Here is a 17,432-nt window from a genome sequence, read left to right as displayed (position 1 = left end):
AAGCGAGTGTCGAGACCTCGGGAGCGATCCTTTTCGGACGTTCCCGTCGCCGGACCGGCGACGGCACCCGCGGCGACCTCGCCACCCTTATGCTTCTACGCGACTGTAGAACGTGGAAGCCGGCACGGATGTTCCCGGCACCGGCACCACCCGCGTAACCCTCATGACCCTCGTACGTACAAAGGGAGTGAACGCCTCGATGGTGTTCAAGCGACTGCTCGGCTCACTCGGCGTGGGCGGCCCGACCGTCGACACTGTCCTCACCCCCGGGGCCTGCGCGCCCGGCGGATCCCTCTCCGGCCAGGTCCACCTCAAGGGCGGAACCGGCGACTTCGACATCGAGCACATCACGCTGGAACTCGTCGCACGCGTCGAGGCCGAGCACGAGGACGGCGAGAGCCACGGCGCCGTCACCTTCGACCGGTTCGTGGTCGGCGGCGGCTTCCGTCTGGTGGCGGGCGCCGAGCACAGCGTGCCGTTCACGGTGACGCTGCCGTGGGAGACACCGATCACCGAGCTGTACGGGCAGGGGCTCGGCATCGTCCTGGGCGTGCGCACCGAGCTGTCGGTGGCCGGCGCCAAGGACAAGGGCGACCTGGACCAGCTGGCCGTCGGCCCGCTGCCGGCACAGGAGGCGATCCTCGAAGCCTTTGGGCAGCTCGGCTTCGGCTTCAAGTCCGCCGACCTCGAATACGGCCACATCGGCGGCACCGGCCAGCAGCTCCCCTTCTACCAAGAGATCGAGCTGGCACCTGCCCCGCAGTATGCCCACGCGGTCAATGAGATCGAACTGACCTTCCTCGCCACCCCCGCCGGCATGGAGGTGGTCCTGGAGGCCGACAAGCGCGGCGGCCTCTTCTCCGACGGACACGACGCGGTCACCCGCTTCACCGTCGGCCACGACGCCATCCACCACCAGGACTGGAACGCGCTCGTCGACGGCTGGGTCCGCCAACTCGTCGAGCACCGCTCGGCGTACGGCACGCACGCCGGATACGGACAGGACTACGGCCACGGGCACGGCTACGGCCACCACGACGATCACCACCACCACGACAGCGGCCACCGCTCCGGCCCCGGCATGGGCACGACCGTCGCGGCGGGCGCGGCAGGACTCGCGGTCGGCGTCGTCGGGGGCATGGTGGCCGCCGAGGTCGTCGACGAGGTCGGGGACTTCTTCGAAGGGGACGACGAGGACGAGGGCGGCGAGGACTGACCATGTTCGGACTCAGCGAGATAGCCGTCATCCTGATCGTGATCGCCATCGTGGTCGGCGTGAAGAAACTGCCCGAACTCACCCGCAGCGCGGGCAAGTCGGCCCGCATCCTCAAGGCGGAGGCCAGGGCCTTGAAGGAGCAGGACGGACAGAGCACCGATGCTCCGGCACCCCGCGTCGTCCCGGGGGAGACGATCCCGCCACGGGACGATCAGGGGACACCGCGTCAGTGACACCGCCCTCCTGTCAGCCCTGGCGCGCCTCGCCCGTAGGACTCGGTCCGGCCGAGACCAGTCCCGTCTCGTAGGCCGTCACCACCGCCTGCACACGGTCGCGGAGCTGGAGCTTGGCGAGGATGCGGGAGACGTGCGTCTTGACGGTGGTCTCGGACAGGTGGAGGCGGGCGGCGAGTTCGGAGTTGCTCAGGCCCTGGGCGAGCAGGCGCAGGACGTCGAGTTCGCGCGGGGTCAGGGCGGACAGGCCGGGATGCGGCGCGGTGGGCTCCGCCTCGGGTGCCTGGCGGGCATGGCGTTCGACGAGGCGGCGGGTGATGGCCGGGGCGAGGAGTGCGTCGCCGGTGCGGACGAGGCGGACGGCGGCGACGAGGTGTTCCGGGGTGACGTCCTTGAGGAGGAAACCGCTGGCGCCGGCCGACAGCGCCTCGTAGACGAGGTCGTCGAGGTCGAAGGTGGTCAGCATGATCACACGGGGTGCCGTGGCCGCGTCAGGGAACTCGCGCAGGATGCGGCGGGTGGCCTCCAGACCGTCGAGTTCGGGCATCCGGATGTCCATGAGGACCACGTCAGGGCGAGTGCGGAGCACGGCGTCCACCGCCTCGGCGCCGTGAGCCGCCTCGGCGACCACGTCGATGCCGTCGGCCTTGAGGATCATGCGGAAGCCGGTGCGGACGAGCGCCTGGTCGTCGGCGACCACGACACGCAGCGGGTGGTGCGTCACAATGCCTCCAGGGGGATCGTGGCGGCGATCCGGAAGCCGCCGTCAGGTCTCGGTCCGGCGTCGAGTGTTCCGCCGTAGACCGAGATTCTCTCCCGCAGTCCCATCAGCCCATGACCCCCGCCGGCAGCGTCCGCACCCGGTGTGCCGCCGGTGTCGGTGACGTCTATGCGCAGGGCGTCGGGCTCGTAGGCGAGCGTCACGGTCGCCGTCGCGCCCCGTGCGTGCTTCGTGGTGTTGGTCAGCGCCTCCTGGACCACGCGGTAGACGGCGAGGCCGATGCCGGAGGAGACCGGGCGGCGGGTGCCGGTCGCCGTCATCTCGACGCTCAGGCCCGCCTCGCGCACCCGCCCGACGAGCGCGTCGAGTTGGTCCAGGCCGGGTTGCGGGGCAAGCCCCTCGGCGGGCGCCGTGCGGCCCGCAGGAACAGCGGGATCGGAGGGATCGTCGGCGGCGTTCATGGTGAGCAGTCCCATGGTGTGCCGCAGCTCGGCCATGGCCGAGCGGCCGCCCGCTTCCACGGCCAGGAGTGCCTCGCGGGCCATCTCGGGCTCGGCGTCCATGACCTTCCGCGCGGCGCCGGCCTGGATGACCATCATGGAGACGTTGTGGGTGACCACGTCGTGCAGTTCGCGGGCGATCCGGGCCCGCTCGCGCTCGGCGGCGCGGCGCAACTCCTCGGCCCGCTCGCGCTCCAGCGCCGCCATGCGTTCCTGGCGCGCGTCGGCACGCAGCCGCCACTGCCGCATGCCGTCCGCGACGATGGTGAGCGGCAGCAGGATGAGCAGCGGCACGTACTCATTCTGGATGGTGGGCACGTCCGGCGTCCTGGCGCCGTTCAGGACGAGCAGCGCCACGGCGACGCTCGCCAGGGTCAGGATCCGGTACGGGCTGTGCATGACGGCGGAGTACGTCGCGACCAGCGTGGCGTAGAGGATCATCCGCGCTTCGCTGCCCGGCGCCATCAGCACCGCGGCGATCACCACCCAGAGCACGGCCAGCGGGTAACGGCGGCGCAGGGCCAGCGGCAGGGAGCACAGAAGCATCGGCGCCAGCGCGCCGACGTAGTTCCCGGACCCCTCGACCAGGCGCACCGTGCCATCGACGATCTTGTACGTGCGGTCCATGCCGACGCTCAGGCCGGAGTTGACCGCGGCGATCACGGCGAACAGGGCGAAGGCCCCGTCGAGGATCAGGTCACGTCTGGTGGGCCGGGGCAAGGGACCCGTCGGCCGCCGCAGCGCCGCGAACCCGTCCCGCAGGCGGTCCGCCGCCGATGCGTTCGTCACCCACCGATTGTCACAGGCAGCACAGGCCGGCGGCGTCCTCCCTTCAGACCGTGGTCGCGCGCTCGCGTACTTCGCTCGTCTACATCTGACGGAGGACGCCGGCCGGGGTCCTCCGCGCGCAGGAGCGGAAAGGGTCCGAGCGCCGGACGCGCTCATCCGCCGTCCGCTCATAGCGTCCAGCGGTGCCGGTCACACGGATCGGCCCGCCGAGGAGGCTGCCGCATGACCCCCACGACCGACCCGCCTGCCGCACCTGTCGCGCTGAGAGCCCGGGGCCTGGGCAAGAAATACCGACAGCAATGGGCACTGTCGGACTGCAGCCTGGATGTCCCCGCGGGCCGCATCGTCGGCCTGGTAGGCCCCAACGGGGCTGGAAAATCAACCCTGTTGAACCTCGCCTCCGGCATGCTCGCCCCGACCACAGGCACCATCGAGGTCTGCGGCGGCCGCCCGGCCACCGGCCCGGCGCAACTCGCCAAGGTCGGTTTCGTCGCCCAGGACACCCCCACGTACGCGGGCCTGACCGTCGCCGACCACCTCGAGGTCGGCGCCCGCCTCAACCCCAGCTGGGACGCCACCCTGGCCCGCGACCGGATCCGCCGCATCGGCCTCGACCCCGGCCGGCGGGCCGGACGCCTGTCCGGCGGGCAGCGCGCCCAGCTCGCCCTCACTCTCGGCCTCGCCAAACGCCCCGAACTCCTCGTCCTCGACGAGCCCGTCGCCGCCCTGGACCCGCTGGCCCGCCGCGAGTTCCTCGACGACCTCACGGACGCGATCGCCGGACAGGAGATGACCGTCCTACTCTCCTCCCACCTCGTCTCCGACGTGGAGCGGGTCTGCGACCACGTGATCGTGCTCGTGGACTCACGGGTCCAAGTCAGCGCCGACATCGACGACTTGCTGGCCGGTCACCACCGGCTCACCGGCCCGGCCGACACCGCGGCCGACCTACCGGCCGGACACCACGTCGTCTCGACATCCCGCACCGACGCACGGACCACCCTCGTCGTACGCGCCACGACGCCGCCCGCCGGCGATGACTCCTGGACAGCCGGCCCGCTCCCCCTCGAAGACATCGTCCTGGCCTACATCGGCAGTCGGACGCCCCCCACCACCGAACCGGGCTCCCGCCCCGCCGCCGACCTGGAGACCCACCGATGATCTGGCTGACCTGGCGCCAACTGCGCACGCAGGCAACGGCGGTCATCGCCGCGCTGGCCGCCCTCGCCGCCCTCCTCGCCGCGACCGGCCCCCACCTGGCCGGCCTGCACACCACCGCCGGCCGCGGCCTCGTCCAGCAGCTCTCCCCCACCGACACCACCCTCTACTTCGTCGGCGGCGTGACCGTCCTCCTCGTGCCCGCCCTCATCGGCATGTTCTGGGGCGCCCCGCTCGTCTCCCGCGAACTGGAGACGGGCACCCACCGCCTCGCCTGGAACCAGGGCGTCACCCGCACCCGCTGGCTGGTCACCAAACTCACCCTCACCGGTCTGACCGCGGTCGCCGCCACCGCGCTGATCAGCCTCGCGGTCACCTGGTGGAGCAGCCCCGTCGACCAGGCGGTCGCCGCGGGCGGATCCGACAACACGGACAACTTCGTCCCCCGCATCGACCCGGCGATCTTCAGCGCCCGCGGCATCGTCCCGCTCGGCTACGCCGCCTTCGCCTTCGCCCTCGGCGTCCTCTTCGGCATCGTCATCCGCCGCACACTCCCCGCCATGGCCGCCACGCTGGCGACATACACCGCGGCCCTGTTGTCCATGCCGATGTGGATCCGCGAGCACCTGGCCCCCGCCACCACCATCACCGTCCCCTTCACCCACGACCGCATGGCGAACTACCTCCTCGACTCCGTCTCCCACATCGACACCGGCAAGCCCGACGTCTGGGTCACCGCCGAGCAGACCCTCGACGCCACCGGCCACCCGGCCCACGCCATGCCACCCGCATACACCCACTGCGAATCGATCAAGTCATGCATCGACGCCCTGGCCAAGGCCGGCTACCACCAACGCGTCACCTACCAGGCCGCCGACAACTTCTGGCCCCTGCAGTGGGCAGAGATCGGCGTCTTCCTCGGCCTCGCCGTCGGACTCGGTGTGCTGGGCGTCTGGTGGACGCGAAAGCGGCTGCTGAAGGTGAGTGTCCAATGAACGGCCCTGTCTCACCTTCGGCGGTGACGCAGAGTTGGCAGGGTCGTGGACAGTCACGTGCTGGATGTCAACGAGCTTGTGGATGTGATGTTTTCGGGACTATCGCCGCTGACCATCGAGGATGTGATCGAGTAGGGCGAGCGGATCCTTCGCGGAAGGTGTGGCGGCAGCCGCGGGTGGGACACAGCAGCCGTCGCACCCGAACGCGGACTACAGCGCGCCGACCGCAGGCGCCCGGGGTACTGGAGCGATTCCAGCGCCGCACCGCTCGCTCTGCGCACCCTGTTGCGCATCCCCTGCCCACCGGACGAATACCCCGTGTGATCGGCGTCGACGACTTCGCGCTGCGCCGGCGGCACCGTTATGCCACCGTCGTGATCGACGCCGAGACCCACGAGCGGATCGACGTGCTGCCCGACCGCACGGCCGACACCCTGCTCGACCAGGGCGTGGGCCTGCTCGAATGTGCCCGCCGTCTGCAACTGGCCCTGAACACCGTCAGACGCTACGCGCGCCGATCGGCCCGAGCGGATACTCCGCGTCCCCAAGTACCGTGCCCAGCTTGGCCGATCCCTACCGTGAGCACCTGTGCAAACGCCGGGCCGAGGCCCCCGCCATCCCCGTCCTGCATCTCTTCGAAGAGATCAAGGCACTCGGCTTCACGGGCTGCCTCAATCTCCTGCACAAGTACATCCACCAAGGCCGCGCGGACGCCGACCGCAGCCACATCTCCGCCCGCCGGCTCGCCCGGATGCTGCTCACCGGGCCCGCCAACCTCAAGGCCGGGCAACACGACCTCTTGGCCAAACTCATCGCCTTCTGCATCGAGATGACCGAACTGGCCACTTGTGTCAGGGACTTCGCCCCACTCTTGAAGCCCGCCGCGGGACAGGGCCGTTAACTTGACACTCCCCGGTCAGGCTCGCTCGGAGGCCATTTCCCTGAAGGCCGAGCACGCGGTATCGAGGAACGCCGCGACGCTGGGTCGTAGTTCAGCTCGGCGAAGCCAGGTCATCGTGACTGCGGTCTGCGAGGCGCTTCCCGTCAGCGGGATCGCGGCCACCTCGCCCCGAGCGGCGGGTCCGGCCGCGGCGATCTCGGGCAGCAGGGCGCTGCCCATGCCCGCAGCTGCGCACTGGCCGAGCGCGGCCATGCTCGCGACTTGGGTGTCGATGACCGGTGCATCCACGCCGAGTGTGTGGATCAAGCTGTCGAGCATCTCCCGGAATCCACAGCCCTGTGGAGTGGCGAGGAATGACTCTCCGCGCAGGTCACCGCCACCGACCTGGGCGTACGAGGCGAGTCGGTGGCCAATGGGCATGACCACCATCAGCCGGTCCGTGGCAAGGCTCTCGCTCACGAAGGGCTTGTCGTCGGGTGCCTGGCCGAAGGTGAGCGCGACATCGATCTCGCCGCGCCGGACCCATTCGTAGAGCTCACCGCGGCCACCCTCGCGCAGCGTCACTTGAACGCGCGGGTGGTTCTGGCGGTAGCGGGCGAGGATCGCCGGCAGCCGGTGCGCGCAGAGTGTCTCCAGGCCGCCGACCATCAGCTGGCCACCGGGTTCCTGACCCTCGTCCTCGACAGCGGTGCGCGCCTCCTGCACGAGGAGCAGCATCTGGTCCGCGTAGTCGACGAGCCGTTCGCCGGCCGGGGTCAGCGTCAGCTTGCGGCTCGTGCGGTCGAAGAGCTTGACCGAGAGCTCGGACTCCAGGGCCTGGATCTGCTCGGTAACACTCGACTGCGCGTAGTTCAGCTCTGCCGCTGCGCGGGTGAAGTTGAGCGTGCGCGCCACAGTCCGGAACGTCCGCAGGTGACGCAGTTCCACAGGCCCTGCCTTTCCGATCCGCTCCGTCGAGGGTCGATCGGCTCCGCCGATGCTCGCCATCGGAAGCGCCCGCTTCTGCAACTGACCGCGCACTGCCAGGATTCCAACTATCGCCCCCTGCTCACAACCGGTCCCGGCGATATGTCGTGCCGCCTGCAGCGGCATTCATCCCGGTATCTCCCCGTACCTTCCTGGGAGGACAGCCATGTCAAGCCAGTCAACCCGCCCGATCGACACCTCCCGGCCGTCTCCCGGGGCCCCGCCCGGCACAGCCTCCGCCGCATCGAAGTCGAAGGGGCTCCTGCTTCTTGGACTCTCGCTCGGCTACTTCATGGTCATGCTGGACACCACCGTGGTCACGGTGGCACTGCCGGCCATCGGTGAAGACCTGTCCGGTTCGCTCAGCGGACTGCAGTGGGTCTCCAACGGATACACGCTCACCTTCGCAGCCCTGCTGCTCACCGCCGGCGCGCTGTCCGACCGCTACGGCGGCCGCAAGGTTTTCCTCACCGGCCTGTGGCTGTTCGCGATCCTCTCCGGAGCATCGGCCGCGGTCGGCTCCATGGAAGCCCTGATCGCCCTGCGCGCCCTGCTCGGTGTGGCCGGGGCCCTGCTCCTGCCGACGTCGCTCGCGATCATCGCGCACGCCTACACCGACCCGGCGGCCCGCGCTCGGGCCATGGGCGCCTGGGCCGCGATCAGCGGCACCGCGCTGGCGGCCGGGCCGCTGGTCGGCGGAGTCTTCACCGACACGCTCGGCTGGCAGGCCATCTTCCTGCTCAACGTCCCGGTCGCGCTCATCAGCATCGTCCTCACGATGAAGTACGCCCCGGTCAGCGTCCCCAAGGCGTCCAAGGGCATCGACCTGCCCGGCCAGGTCAGCGCCGTCCTGGCGCTCGCCGGTCTGACGTACGGCCTCATCGAGAGCGAACCCGAGGGCTGGGGCTCGCCCCAGGTGCTCGGCGGATTCGCGGTGTTCGTGGTCGCCGGTGCGCTCTTCCTGCTCGCCGAGCGGCGCAAGGAGACCGAGACCAGCGCCCCGATGCTGCCGCTGGCCATGTTCCGCAACCGGACCCTGTCCGCGGGGCTCTTTGCCGGACTCCTGGTGAACTTCGGGCTCTCGGGCGTGCTCTTCGTCCTCTCCCTCTTCTTCCAAGAGGCGCACGGCTACTCGGCCTTCACCACCGGCCTCGCCTTCCTGCCGCTCACCCTGCCGACCGCGTTCAACCCGATCTTCACGGGCCGGCTCGTGGGCCGGATCGGCGCCCGCAAGCCCGCCATCGCCGGCTTCCTGCTCATGGGTGTCGGCGTACTGATCCAGTCCGCCTCCACCGCGGACTCCACTCTCGGGCTCATCACGATGTGCATCGGCCTGCTGGTTCTGGGCTTCGGCGTCTCCTTCGCGATCCCGCCACTGATGACCGCGATCGTGGGCTCGGTCGCCAAGGAGCAGTCCGGTATCGCCTCCGGCGCGCTGAACTCGGCGCGTCAGACCGGCGCCGTGCTGGGTGTCGCCGTGCTCGGCGCGGTGATCGGTGGCGGGACGTCGGTCAGTTCCGGTACCCGGATCGCACTCGTGGTGGCCGGCGTCGTACTGCTTGCCGGAGCCGGTGTGGTGGCCGCCTACATCGGCCGCCCCGCTCAAAAGTCCGCCTGACTGACGGCCGGCCCGACCAAGAGAGACAGCCGGGCCGGCCGGAAGCGAACCAGAAGGAAGCGGACTGGAAGAAGTGCTCGGGTCGTCTCCCGGAGAGCAGTGACGCGGCGCGGCCCTTGTTGACCGCATCGCTCCGCGAGACGGCGCCGAGTTTACCGAAGATGCTGCGCAGGCGGTCAGGTCGAGCACCTTTCGCTCCCGCTCTGTGAGCCGTGCATCGTCGCCCTGCCGCCCCGTGGGGAGCAGCGCCTCAGGGGGAACGGCGAGGAACACCCTCTTGCGGCTCTCACGGCGGGTACGCACCGTGGCGACAGGCTCAAGGCCGGACACGGTTCTGGAGAGGAAACGTCAGGCCCACGGTACGTGTGTCCTCAGCCCGGCAGTGGCCGTTCGCGTGTGCTCGGCCACGATGTCAGGCGTCACTCAGGTCAGAGGGTCATGAAGGGCGAGTGCTCGACGAGCAGGAGTCTGCGAATGCATTCGCGCAGGCGTGACAGAGACCGGCGGGGTGGTGACGTTGATGCGGGCACAACTCCCCCAGGGGTAAGGTACGCAGAGTGGCGTACCTCCGTGAAGGTACGCACAGAGGCGTACCTTGTCGAGGGGTGGAGCTATGGCAGACGAGTTGGCGCACCCGCGCACCGAGGGCCTGGAGGTGGGGCCGATTCTGCTGGCGCTCGCCGACGACAACCGGCGCCGGGTCATCGCTGAACTTGCGAAGCAGCCGGAGCAGGAGCGGCTGTGCGCATCCTTCGACCTGCCCGTGGGCAAGTCCAGCCGCACCCGGCACTGGCGGGTGCTGCGCGAAGCGGGCCTGGTGTACCAGCGCAGTGCAGGAAACGGCCTGTACATGCGCCTGCGCAGGGAAGACCTGGACCGCAGATTTCCCGGCCTCATCGAAGCCGTCATTGCTGCGGACGCCAGCGACTCGCCCCTTCATCCCCGGCCGTGAAGAGAACCTGGCGGCGAGTGGACGCTCCGCGACTTGGCCGAGCACCTGGGCAGCTCAAATCTGTGACCGGCGGCCGCAGTCACCGAACAGCACGGCAAGCACGAGGCCACCTCGACCCCATGTGATCCCGATGAGTTTCTGCAGTGGTTCGGGAGGCCTGGCCGACGAAGGCGTGGCCGAGGTCTTCGACACGATGGCACCAAGGCAGATAGCCCGGGGACGAGCTCAGCACCCGCAGCACGCGTAACGTCCGTATCACCCACTCTGCTGTATCCAGTCGCTGGAGACTCAAGGCCATTCCCCAACCGGGCCCCGCCCGAGACGTCTACCGAGTCGCTGAAGCATGCGTCGCGTGCTCCCCGCTGGCCTCCAAGATGAAACGGGCACGTCTTGCATGTGCCGGGCGGGCGATGGCAGCGGCATGCGACGCCACCGAGGGGGCTTCAGCAAGGCAAGTTCGGTTCCCGGGCTCAAGCGCCTGGCGTCCAGCCTGTGGCTCTCGCCCAGGCTTCGGCCCGCTCGCTGATCTCGGCGATCAGCGAGCCCTTGGCCGCCGCATAGGCGTTCATGTCGGGCCAGTCCTGCTCGGCCAGGTGCTGCTTGTGCCGGGCGTAGGCCGCACGGTCGGCCGCGTCCCTCCGCAGCCAGTCGCGGAACAGCAGGTGACGGCGCTCCCACTCGCTTCCGGCCGTGCAGATGTGCACCTGGACGCCCAGGTCAGGGGTGCGCACCATGCGGTGCCCGGGCTGGCGCACGCGCAGGACGTATCCGACCCTCTCCAAGGCCGGAAGATAGGCGTCCTCGCCATCGGCGTCCGGCACGCTCAGGTCGATGTCGATGATGGGCTTGGCGACCAGTCCGGGCACGGCCGTCGAACCGACGTGGTCGACCCGCCGGGCCACCGGGCCCACCGCGTCTACGATGCGTCGCCGTTCCCGCTCGAACGCGGCCGGCCATGCCGGGTCGTAGGCGACAACCCGGATCTCGCGCTTCTCCTGGCCGCCTATCAACTCAGTCTGATCGCCCATGACTCCATTACAGCTCAGCGGAATGACGGTCTGTCCCCCGCGGTCCATACGAACTCGCAGGCGGCCTTCAGCTACGAGCCCTTGGGCTCAATCATCCAGGCACCTGCCCGTGGTCGTCAGGGCCTGCCGGGTCCGACGCAGGGGCAGGGCCGGCATCATGTCGAACCCAATCGAACTCCTGGCGCGGCGCCCGGTCGACGCGGCGCGGCTCAGCACGATGGCACACAGCCGGATCTCCGCATGCCGCCCGTGTACCGCAGCCCCGGATGCGTCACAGTTCCTGGTTCGGCCAGTCCAGGAGACGGGCGCCGATGACGGCGGTCTGGAGCGTGTAGCGGTGCACGGGGTCGGCGGGGTCCGCGCCGGTGAGGTCGTGGATGCGTTGGAGCCGGTATGTGAACGCGCGCACGCTCAGTGACAGCCGGCGGGCGGCCTCGGCGGCGACGCAGCCGGAGTCGAAGTAGGCGGTGAGGGTGTCCAGGAGGGGCCGGGCCCCGCCGCGGGCCCGGCGCAGCGGGCCGAGCGCGCTGACGACGAGGTCGGCCATCGCCTGCCGGTCACGAGTGAGAACCGGGAAGACGAGCAGGTCAGCGGCGCGCAGCACCGGTTCGTCGAGTTCGAGGCGCTCGGCCAGGTCGAGGACGTTCAGCGCCTCTTCGTAGGAGTGGGCGACACCGCCCGGACCCGCCTGGGCGCGGCCGATGGCCACCTGCCCGCCGTCGGTGGCCGCGTGCGCCTGCTTGGCGAAGTAGGTGAGGACCTCGCCCAGGTCGCCGGGCGCCACGCAGATCAGGCGGCCGTCCTTCGTCGTGAGCAGGACGTCGCGATCGCCGAACCGGCCGATCATGGCGCGTTCCACGGCGCGCGGCACCGGGTCCCCCTCCTCGTACGCTTCCCGGCCGACGGCCACGGCGACCGCGTGCGCGAGGGAGAGCCGCAACCCGAACCGTTCGGCGCGCTCGGCGAGTTGACCGAGGTCGCTGCGCCCGTAGAGCAGGTCGTCGATGAACTCGCGGCGGGCCGCCTCCTCCTGGCGCAGGGTGTCGCGCTGGGCGCGCTCGTAGCCCTCGATGAACGCGTCCACGGCCTGGGCGCTCGCAGCGAGGACGGCCTGGGCCCCGGCGCCGCGGTCCAGTTCGCCCGTGCACAGCGTCGTCAGCTGGGCTCCGATGAGCGCGCGCAGTCCGAGGCCGGCGTCCGCGGCGCGCTCGCCGAGGAGGCGACGTGACTCGAGCTCGTCGCGGGTCAGCCGCCGGCCGGTCGCGGAGGCCTCGGCGACGATGGCGGCGTGCCCGGTCAGGTACTCCTCGGGTATGTCCCGGGCTGTCGTCGTCATGCTCGCCCCCGTGATGGTGATGTGCGCTTGACGCATTCTTAGCGCACGGGTGGCCCGCGCATCCCACTGGGACTGTTCCCGGTTGCCGGGTTCCGGCAGTGGGCGGCTGGTCACGGTCGCTGGGCGTGGCGGGCGGCCGGGTGGACGGAGGCGTGTCGTGGGTCGGTGGCGCGGGTGATGGCGGATTCCACGGCCGCCACCCGGTCGGCGAGCAGGCCGAGGGCGGCCACGGCGCGGGCCGCCGGGTCGCCCTCGGGGCCGCCGAGGGTGCGGGTGCGCACATGTGCCGCCTTGATCTCGTCCCAGCGGGCGGCCTGGCCGGGGGTGATGGTGCCGCGCAGTGCGGCGAGTTTGAGGAGGTTGGCCTCGGCTCCGGTGGTGAGGGTCTGGGCTTCGTTGAGGTAGTGGTCGTCGACGAGGGCGGCGAGTTCGGTGTAGTTCATGGCGGGGTCGATCCGGGCGGCGATCTTGTTCATGTCGCGGTAGGAGCCCTGGAGCCGGAAGGGCGGTTCGGTGCGGGTGGCCGGGTCCTGGGCGGCGGAGGCGATGTAGGCGACGTTGACCGCGAGGACGGTGGCGCGGGCCGCCAGCAGGTGGCGCAGGACGGTAACGACGCGGTCGCATTCGGCGGGTGCGTAGGGGTGGGTGAGCTGTTCGGGGCGTGCCGTGGGGTCGTGCTGGGCGAGGCGGAGCAACAGGTCGAGGTCGGTGCGTTCGCGGGCGGCGAGCGGTGCGAGGTGGGGGTTGGCGGTGAGCGCGTTTTCGACGAAGGAGGCGGCGAAGGCGTCCTCCTTGCCGGTGAGGACGTCGCCGAGGTTCCATACGTCGGCGCGGTTGGCGAGCATGTCGGGGATGCGGAAGCGGGCGCCGGACTCGGTGTACGGGTTGCCGGCCATGCACACGGCGAAGCGCTTGCCGCGCAGGTCGTATGTGCGCGGGGTGCCGTTCCACACGCCGTCCATGCGGCGTTGCGCGTCGCACAGGGCGATGAACTTCTGCAGGAGTTCGGGCGAGGTGTGCTGGATGTCGTCGAGGTACAGCAGCACGTTGTTGCCCGCTTCGAGGGCGAAGTTGACCTTGTCGATCTCCTGGCGCGCGGTGGCGTTCGGGGCGTCGGCGGGGTCGAGGGAGGTGACGGTGTGGCCGAGGGCCGGTCCGTCGGCCTTGACGAGGATCATGCCGAGCCGGTCGGCGACGTACTCCATCAGGGTCGTCTTGCCGTAGCCGGGCGGCGAGACGAGCAGCAACAGGCCGCCCGCCGTGCCGAGTTGTTTGCTGAGGTTGTCGCCGATGAGCGGCAGGTACACCTCGTCGACGAGGCGGCTGCGGACGAACGTGGGCAGGACGCGCGGGCAGTGCTCGTCCAGGCGCAGCCGCTCGCGTTCGGTGGCTGCCAGCTCGGTCCGCAGCCGCTGGTGGGCGCGGAAGCCGGGCACGGTGTGCGTGCGGAACTCGGCGGTGCGGGCGAGGAGTTCGTCGAGCCGGAAGGTGAGGCGGCCCGCGTCGATGCGCGGGTGGGTACCGAGCAGGCCCTCGACGGTGGCGGTGAGGCCGGCCGGGTTCTCGTGCCGTTCGAGCCCCGGGCAGAGCTCCGCGGCCACGGCCTCGGGCAGGTCGTCGGCACCCTCTCCCGCCGAGGCGGCGTACGCGGTCAGCCACGCCTCGACGAGCTGGCGGCGGGCCGGGACGTCCGTGATGGCGGCCAGATCGTCCTCGTAGGCCGAACTGTCCACGGTGTGGCGGAACTTTTCGAGGAAGACCCAGGTGCGCGAGGAGAGGACGAACCCGGCGGGTGCGCTGCTGAGTTCGTCGAAGAGGTACGCGGCGGCGGCCGGGTCGCCGTCCATGCGGGCGGCGAGCTCGGCTCGGAAGTCGTCGATGGCGGGGGCGAGTCCGAAGGTGTCGCGGGCACGGGCCAGCGAGGTGGCGCGGCGGGTCAGCAGCTCCCGCTCCTCATCCGGCACGTGGTGACACCAGAAGAGCTGGGCCGTGGCGCGGGCCGCCGGGGTGTGTCGCAGCAGTCCGGCGGTCGTGTGCAGCCGGAGCAGCGCGGTGAGGAGGAGTGTGGCGTCGTGGTCGTGGACGCCGCGCTCGTACCCCTCGTCGTACGCGTCCTCGGCCGCGGTGCGCACGAGTGCGGGCAGGTCGTCCGCGGCGAGCAGGGCTTCGGCGCCGCGGTCGGCGAGCAGGCGGGCGGCGAGGTGCTCGGCCCGGTAGACGGCACGGTTCTCGGAGGCGAGGTGCTGGTCCCAGTAGGGGCGGGTGGCGGCGAAGTCCGGGTCGGTGACCGGGGCGCGGAAGTCGGTGCCGGTGACCGCGAAGGCCATGCCGTCGCCGTGAGGGACGAGGGTCAGGTCGAGGGGCTGGGTGTTGACGGCGAAGCGGTGCCGGCCGAGGCGCAGCGTGTCACCGCCGTCCGCGTACAGCTCGGTACGGTCGCGCAGGGTGCGGGCGGCCTCCTGGCGTGCGCCGGTGAGCCGGCCGGTGAGTTCGTCGGCCCGCACCTGGTCGCCGAGCTCGCGCAGTTCGGCGATGACGCGGTCGACCTTGGCGACCAGCGGGTCGGCGGCGAAGTAGGTGTGGATGTCCTCGGCCGTCGTGAGCGTCGCGGCGCGGCGGGTGACGGAGTCGAGGACACGTCCGGCCGACTCGGCGAGGCGGTCGGTGCGGTGGGCGCGTTCGTCGGTGAGGCTCTGTTTGCGGGCGGTGAACGCTTCGTGGATCTCGGTGCGCCGGGTGTCGAGGTCGTCGAGGAAGGCGTCGGACTCGGCGAACCGGCCCTGGAGGTCCTCCAGTTGGAGCAGCAGGCGGGCCAGCTGGTCGTCGCAGGCTCCAGGGGTGGTGGCCGCGGCGAGGGCTCCGGTGACGGACTGGCCGAGCAGCGCGAACTCTGCGGCGAACTCGGCGCGGCCCTCGCGTTCGGCCAGTGCACGGCGGCGCGTGTCGAGGACGGCTCGGGCCCTGTTGACGCCGGCCAGCGCCTCGGCGATGTGCTCCAGGACGGCGGCGCGGACGGTGGCGTCGGCAACGTCGAGGCCGGCGACGACCTCGGTGACCGTCCGCAGCTGCTCGTCCAGCGCGTACAGGCGCTCCTGTGGTGCGGTGAACTCGGCGACGGTGGCCAGGGTTTCGGCCTGTCCGGCCAGTTCCTCGATGGTGTGGTGGTGGGTAGCGAAGGCGTCCGGGCGGGCGAGGAAGGTGACGGCGCGCCGGCCCGCGGCGGCGATGTCACCGGCCAGGCCCTCGACGAGCGTGTCGAGGCGTGCGGCGTCGATGTACCGCGATTCCTTCAGTGACACCAACCGGCCCTGGGAGTGCCGCAGTTCGGTGATGCGCTCGACCCACTCGGGTGCGGAGCGCGGCACTTCGCCGCGGATGCGCCGGACGAGCCCGGCGATGTGTTCGGCGGACTCGGCGAGCGTGTCGTTCGCCTGCCGGGTGAGGTCGCGTACGGCCTCGAACTCGGTGAGCATCTGCTCGGCCGTCGCGCGCACGGCGGCCAACGGGCTTCCCAGAGCGCCGAGTTCGGTGTCGCCAAGCCAGTGGTGGCGGTCGGCGGCACGGGCGCACCCCGCGGCGAGCTCCCGGTAGGCGGCAGCCGTCGGCTCTTCGACGGTGGCGGCGACGGTGCGGGCCACGGCCAGGCAGTCGGAGATGCCCCGCACCAGGTCGGCGTTGCCCACGCGCGCCAGCGGCCCCTCGCCGGCCGGGCGCGCGGCGGCGTGGGAATCGGAGACGTACGGGGAGTCCCAGCGTTGCAGCGGGTGCACGCGGGCCGGTTCCACGGCGGCGCCCGCCCCGGCGGCGGAGCGCAGCACGAAGAGGGCGCCGTCGTCGAACAACGCGAACCCCTGGCAGGGAATCGGCGTGGCGAACTCCTTGCGGATGACGTTGTACGCGAGCAGCAGGCCGCGGCGGGCGCCTGGCGCGTGGAAGACGTGGAGGACGTCCTCGCCGTTGGGTGAGCGGACGGTGCGCTCGTAGGCCAGTCCGCCCACGTCGAGCGCGTCGAAGGTCCTGGCCTCGCCTGTGGCCAGGCAGTATCCGCCGGGGAAGACGATGCCCTGGTCCTCGGGCAGGGTGCGGCAGGCCTGGCCGATGCCGTCGAGGCGGACGGTGCGTCCAGTGAGGGTGTTGAAGACGAGGTAGCGGTCGTCGCTCTCCTTGTAGGGGCGCACGCGCAGCAGGATCAGGGGGCCGACGCGGGCGTGCGCGAGGTCGGCTTCGGCCAGCGACTGCAGCGGCTCGTCGACCGGTTCGCTGTAGACACCCTCGCCGGTCTCGGTGTCGTTCTCGGTCTTGACGGTGAGGGTGCCGCCGAGCGTGTCGACGTAGATCTCGCCGCCGGGCACGGCGATGTGCGGGTGACGGCCGGGAACGTGGTCGTCGCGGGTGGCCGCGGTCCACGCGATGTCGTACGCGGGCGGCAGGACGTGGTCGCGGTCGCCGCGCGCGTCGAGGAACGTGGCTCGGCCGTCGACGTCGAGCGTCCAGCGCAGCACCCGGATGTCGTCGGCCTTCTCGCCGGTCTGGAAGACGGCCAGCAACTTGCCGTCCAGGAAGCGCAGTTGCAGCAGGGTGGCGGCGCGGTAGTAGCGGTGCAGGGCCGCGAATTCTCGTACGAAGCCGGGGTCGTCGAGCAGGCCGGGCACCGCCGGCTCCGGCAGCGCCGCCAGGCTGCGCCGGTCGTGCAGTGTGAACACGTCGGCCACGGCGCTCGGCTCGCCGTCGCCGAGCGGTGTCGTACGGCCGAACAGCAGGACGTCGCCGACCGCGACGATGTCGCCGGCCACGGCGGGCCGCTCGGTGCGCAGGTGCTCCGTGCCGGTGAGGGCGAAGCCGGTGGCGCCGAAGGCCGCCGTGCGCCGCTCGTTCAGCTCGGCGGCACGCTCGGACAGCTGCCGGGCCTGTCCGGCGAGCCGGTCGCGCAGGACGTCGTACGTGCCTGCGTCCAGACCCGTTTCCATGGGCGGAATCCCTCTCGTACCGGTGGACTGTGGTCAGTGAAGCGGCCGGGGC

General features: G+C 70.9%; 12 protein-coding genes and 1 pseudogene. 7 read left to right on the top strand and 6 right to left on the bottom strand.

What is annotated here, in order from left to right:
* Positions 1 to 199 precede the first annotated feature (199 nt).
* Positions 200 to 1,216 carry a sporulation protein gene (locus OHA73_RS36590; RefSeq protein WP_266722489.1) on the top strand — a complete coding sequence of 339 codons (1,017 nt, stop codon included), beginning with the start codon at positions 200 to 202 and terminating at the stop codon, positions 1,214 to 1,216.
* 2 nt (positions 1,217 to 1,218) lie between these two features.
* Complete coding sequence (locus OHA73_RS36585; protein WP_266722487.1) at positions 1,219 to 1,449, top strand: twin-arginine translocase TatA/TatE family subunit; 231 nt, start codon at positions 1,219 to 1,221, stop codon at positions 1,447 to 1,449.
* A gap of 13 nt (positions 1,450 to 1,462) precedes the next feature.
* On the opposite strand, the gene OHA73_RS36580 is transcribed toward OHA73_RS36585, so the two are convergent.
* Together OHA73_RS36580 and OHA73_RS36575 are read right to left on the bottom strand one after the other, a co-directional pair.
* Entirely contained in the window at positions 1,463 to 2,173 is a 711-nt protein-coding gene (locus OHA73_RS36580) for a response regulator (RefSeq protein WP_266722485.1), read from the bottom strand.
* A complete protein-coding gene (locus tag OHA73_RS36575; RefSeq protein WP_266722483.1) occupies positions 2,170 to 3,459 on the bottom strand; it encodes a sensor histidine kinase in 1,290 nt (429 codons plus the stop codon). The genes OHA73_RS36580 and OHA73_RS36575 overlap by 4 nt, the downstream gene beginning before the upstream one ends.
* Positions 3,460 to 3,681: 222 nt before the next feature.
* Here OHA73_RS36575 and OHA73_RS36570 point away from each other — a divergent pair, with 222 nt between their 5' ends.
* The 3 genes and pseudogenes from OHA73_RS36570 to OHA73_RS36560 form a co-directional block, all read left to right on the top strand.
* Complete coding sequence (locus tag OHA73_RS36570; RefSeq protein ID WP_266722481.1) at positions 3,682 to 4,620, top strand: ABC transporter ATP-binding protein; 939 nt, start codon at positions 3,682 to 3,684, stop codon at positions 4,618 to 4,620.
* Complete coding sequence (locus tag OHA73_RS36565; protein ID WP_266722479.1) at positions 4,617 to 5,612, top strand: transporter; 996 nt, start codon at positions 4,617 to 4,619, stop codon at positions 5,610 to 5,612. Before OHA73_RS36570 ends, OHA73_RS36565 begins: the two co-directional genes overlap by 4 nt.
* An 87-nt stretch (positions 5,613 to 5,699) precedes the next feature.
* Positions 5,700 to 6,492: pseudogene (locus tag OHA73_RS36560) on the top strand (ISL3 family transposase); the annotation flags it as partial.
* 36 nt (positions 6,493 to 6,528) lie between these two features.
* On the opposite strand, the gene OHA73_RS36555 reads toward OHA73_RS36560, so the two are convergent.
* Positions 6,529 to 7,500: a LysR family transcriptional regulator gene (locus tag OHA73_RS36555; RefSeq protein WP_327658597.1), complete on the bottom strand. Its 972-nt coding sequence runs from the start codon at positions 7,498 to 7,500 to the stop codon at positions 6,529 to 6,531.
* 145 nt (positions 7,501 to 7,645) lie between these two features.
* Between OHA73_RS36555 and OHA73_RS36550 the strand changes: the two genes are divergently transcribed.
* Together OHA73_RS36550 and OHA73_RS36545 are read left to right on the top strand one after the other, a co-directional pair.
* Positions 7,646 to 9,097: an MFS transporter gene (locus OHA73_RS36550; RefSeq protein WP_266722477.1), complete on the top strand. Its 1,452-nt coding sequence runs from the start codon at positions 7,646 to 7,648 to the stop codon at positions 9,095 to 9,097.
* 613 nt (positions 9,098 to 9,710) lie between these two features.
* The gene (locus OHA73_RS36545) at positions 9,711 to 10,049 is read left to right on the top strand and encodes an ArsR/SmtB family transcription factor (RefSeq protein WP_266722475.1); all 339 of its coding nucleotides are present in this window, start codon (positions 9,711 to 9,713) and stop codon (positions 10,047 to 10,049) included.
* 470 nt (positions 10,050 to 10,519) lie between these two features.
* Here the strand turns inward: OHA73_RS36545 and OHA73_RS36540 are convergent, their stop codons facing one another.
* From OHA73_RS36540 to OHA73_RS36530, 3 genes are all read right to left on the bottom strand, one after another.
* Positions 10,520 to 11,077, bottom strand: a complete 558-nt coding sequence (locus OHA73_RS36540; protein ID WP_267068391.1) for a GrpB family protein — start codon at positions 11,075 to 11,077, stop codon at positions 10,520 to 10,522.
* A 271-nt stretch (positions 11,078 to 11,348) separates the two neighbouring features.
* Positions 11,349 to 12,413, bottom strand: a complete 1,065-nt coding sequence (locus tag OHA73_RS36535) for a PucR family transcriptional regulator (protein ID WP_266722473.1) — start codon at positions 12,411 to 12,413, stop codon at positions 11,349 to 11,351.
* 110 nt (positions 12,414 to 12,523) lie between these two features.
* Positions 12,524 to 17,380, bottom strand: coding sequence for a DNA repair ATPase (locus OHA73_RS36530; RefSeq protein ID WP_266722471.1), 4,857 nt, complete (start codon positions 17,378 to 17,380; stop codon positions 12,524 to 12,526).
* Between the last annotated feature and the right edge of the window lie 52 nt (positions 17,381 to 17,432).

It is taken from the genome of Streptomyces sp. NBC_00483, assembly GCF_036013745.1.
Lineage (GTDB): Bacteria > Actinomycetota > Actinomycetes > Streptomycetales > Streptomycetaceae > Streptomyces.
The sequence above is the reverse complement of the archived record's forward strand: the minus strand, read 5'-3'. Positions and strand labels throughout refer to the sequence as shown.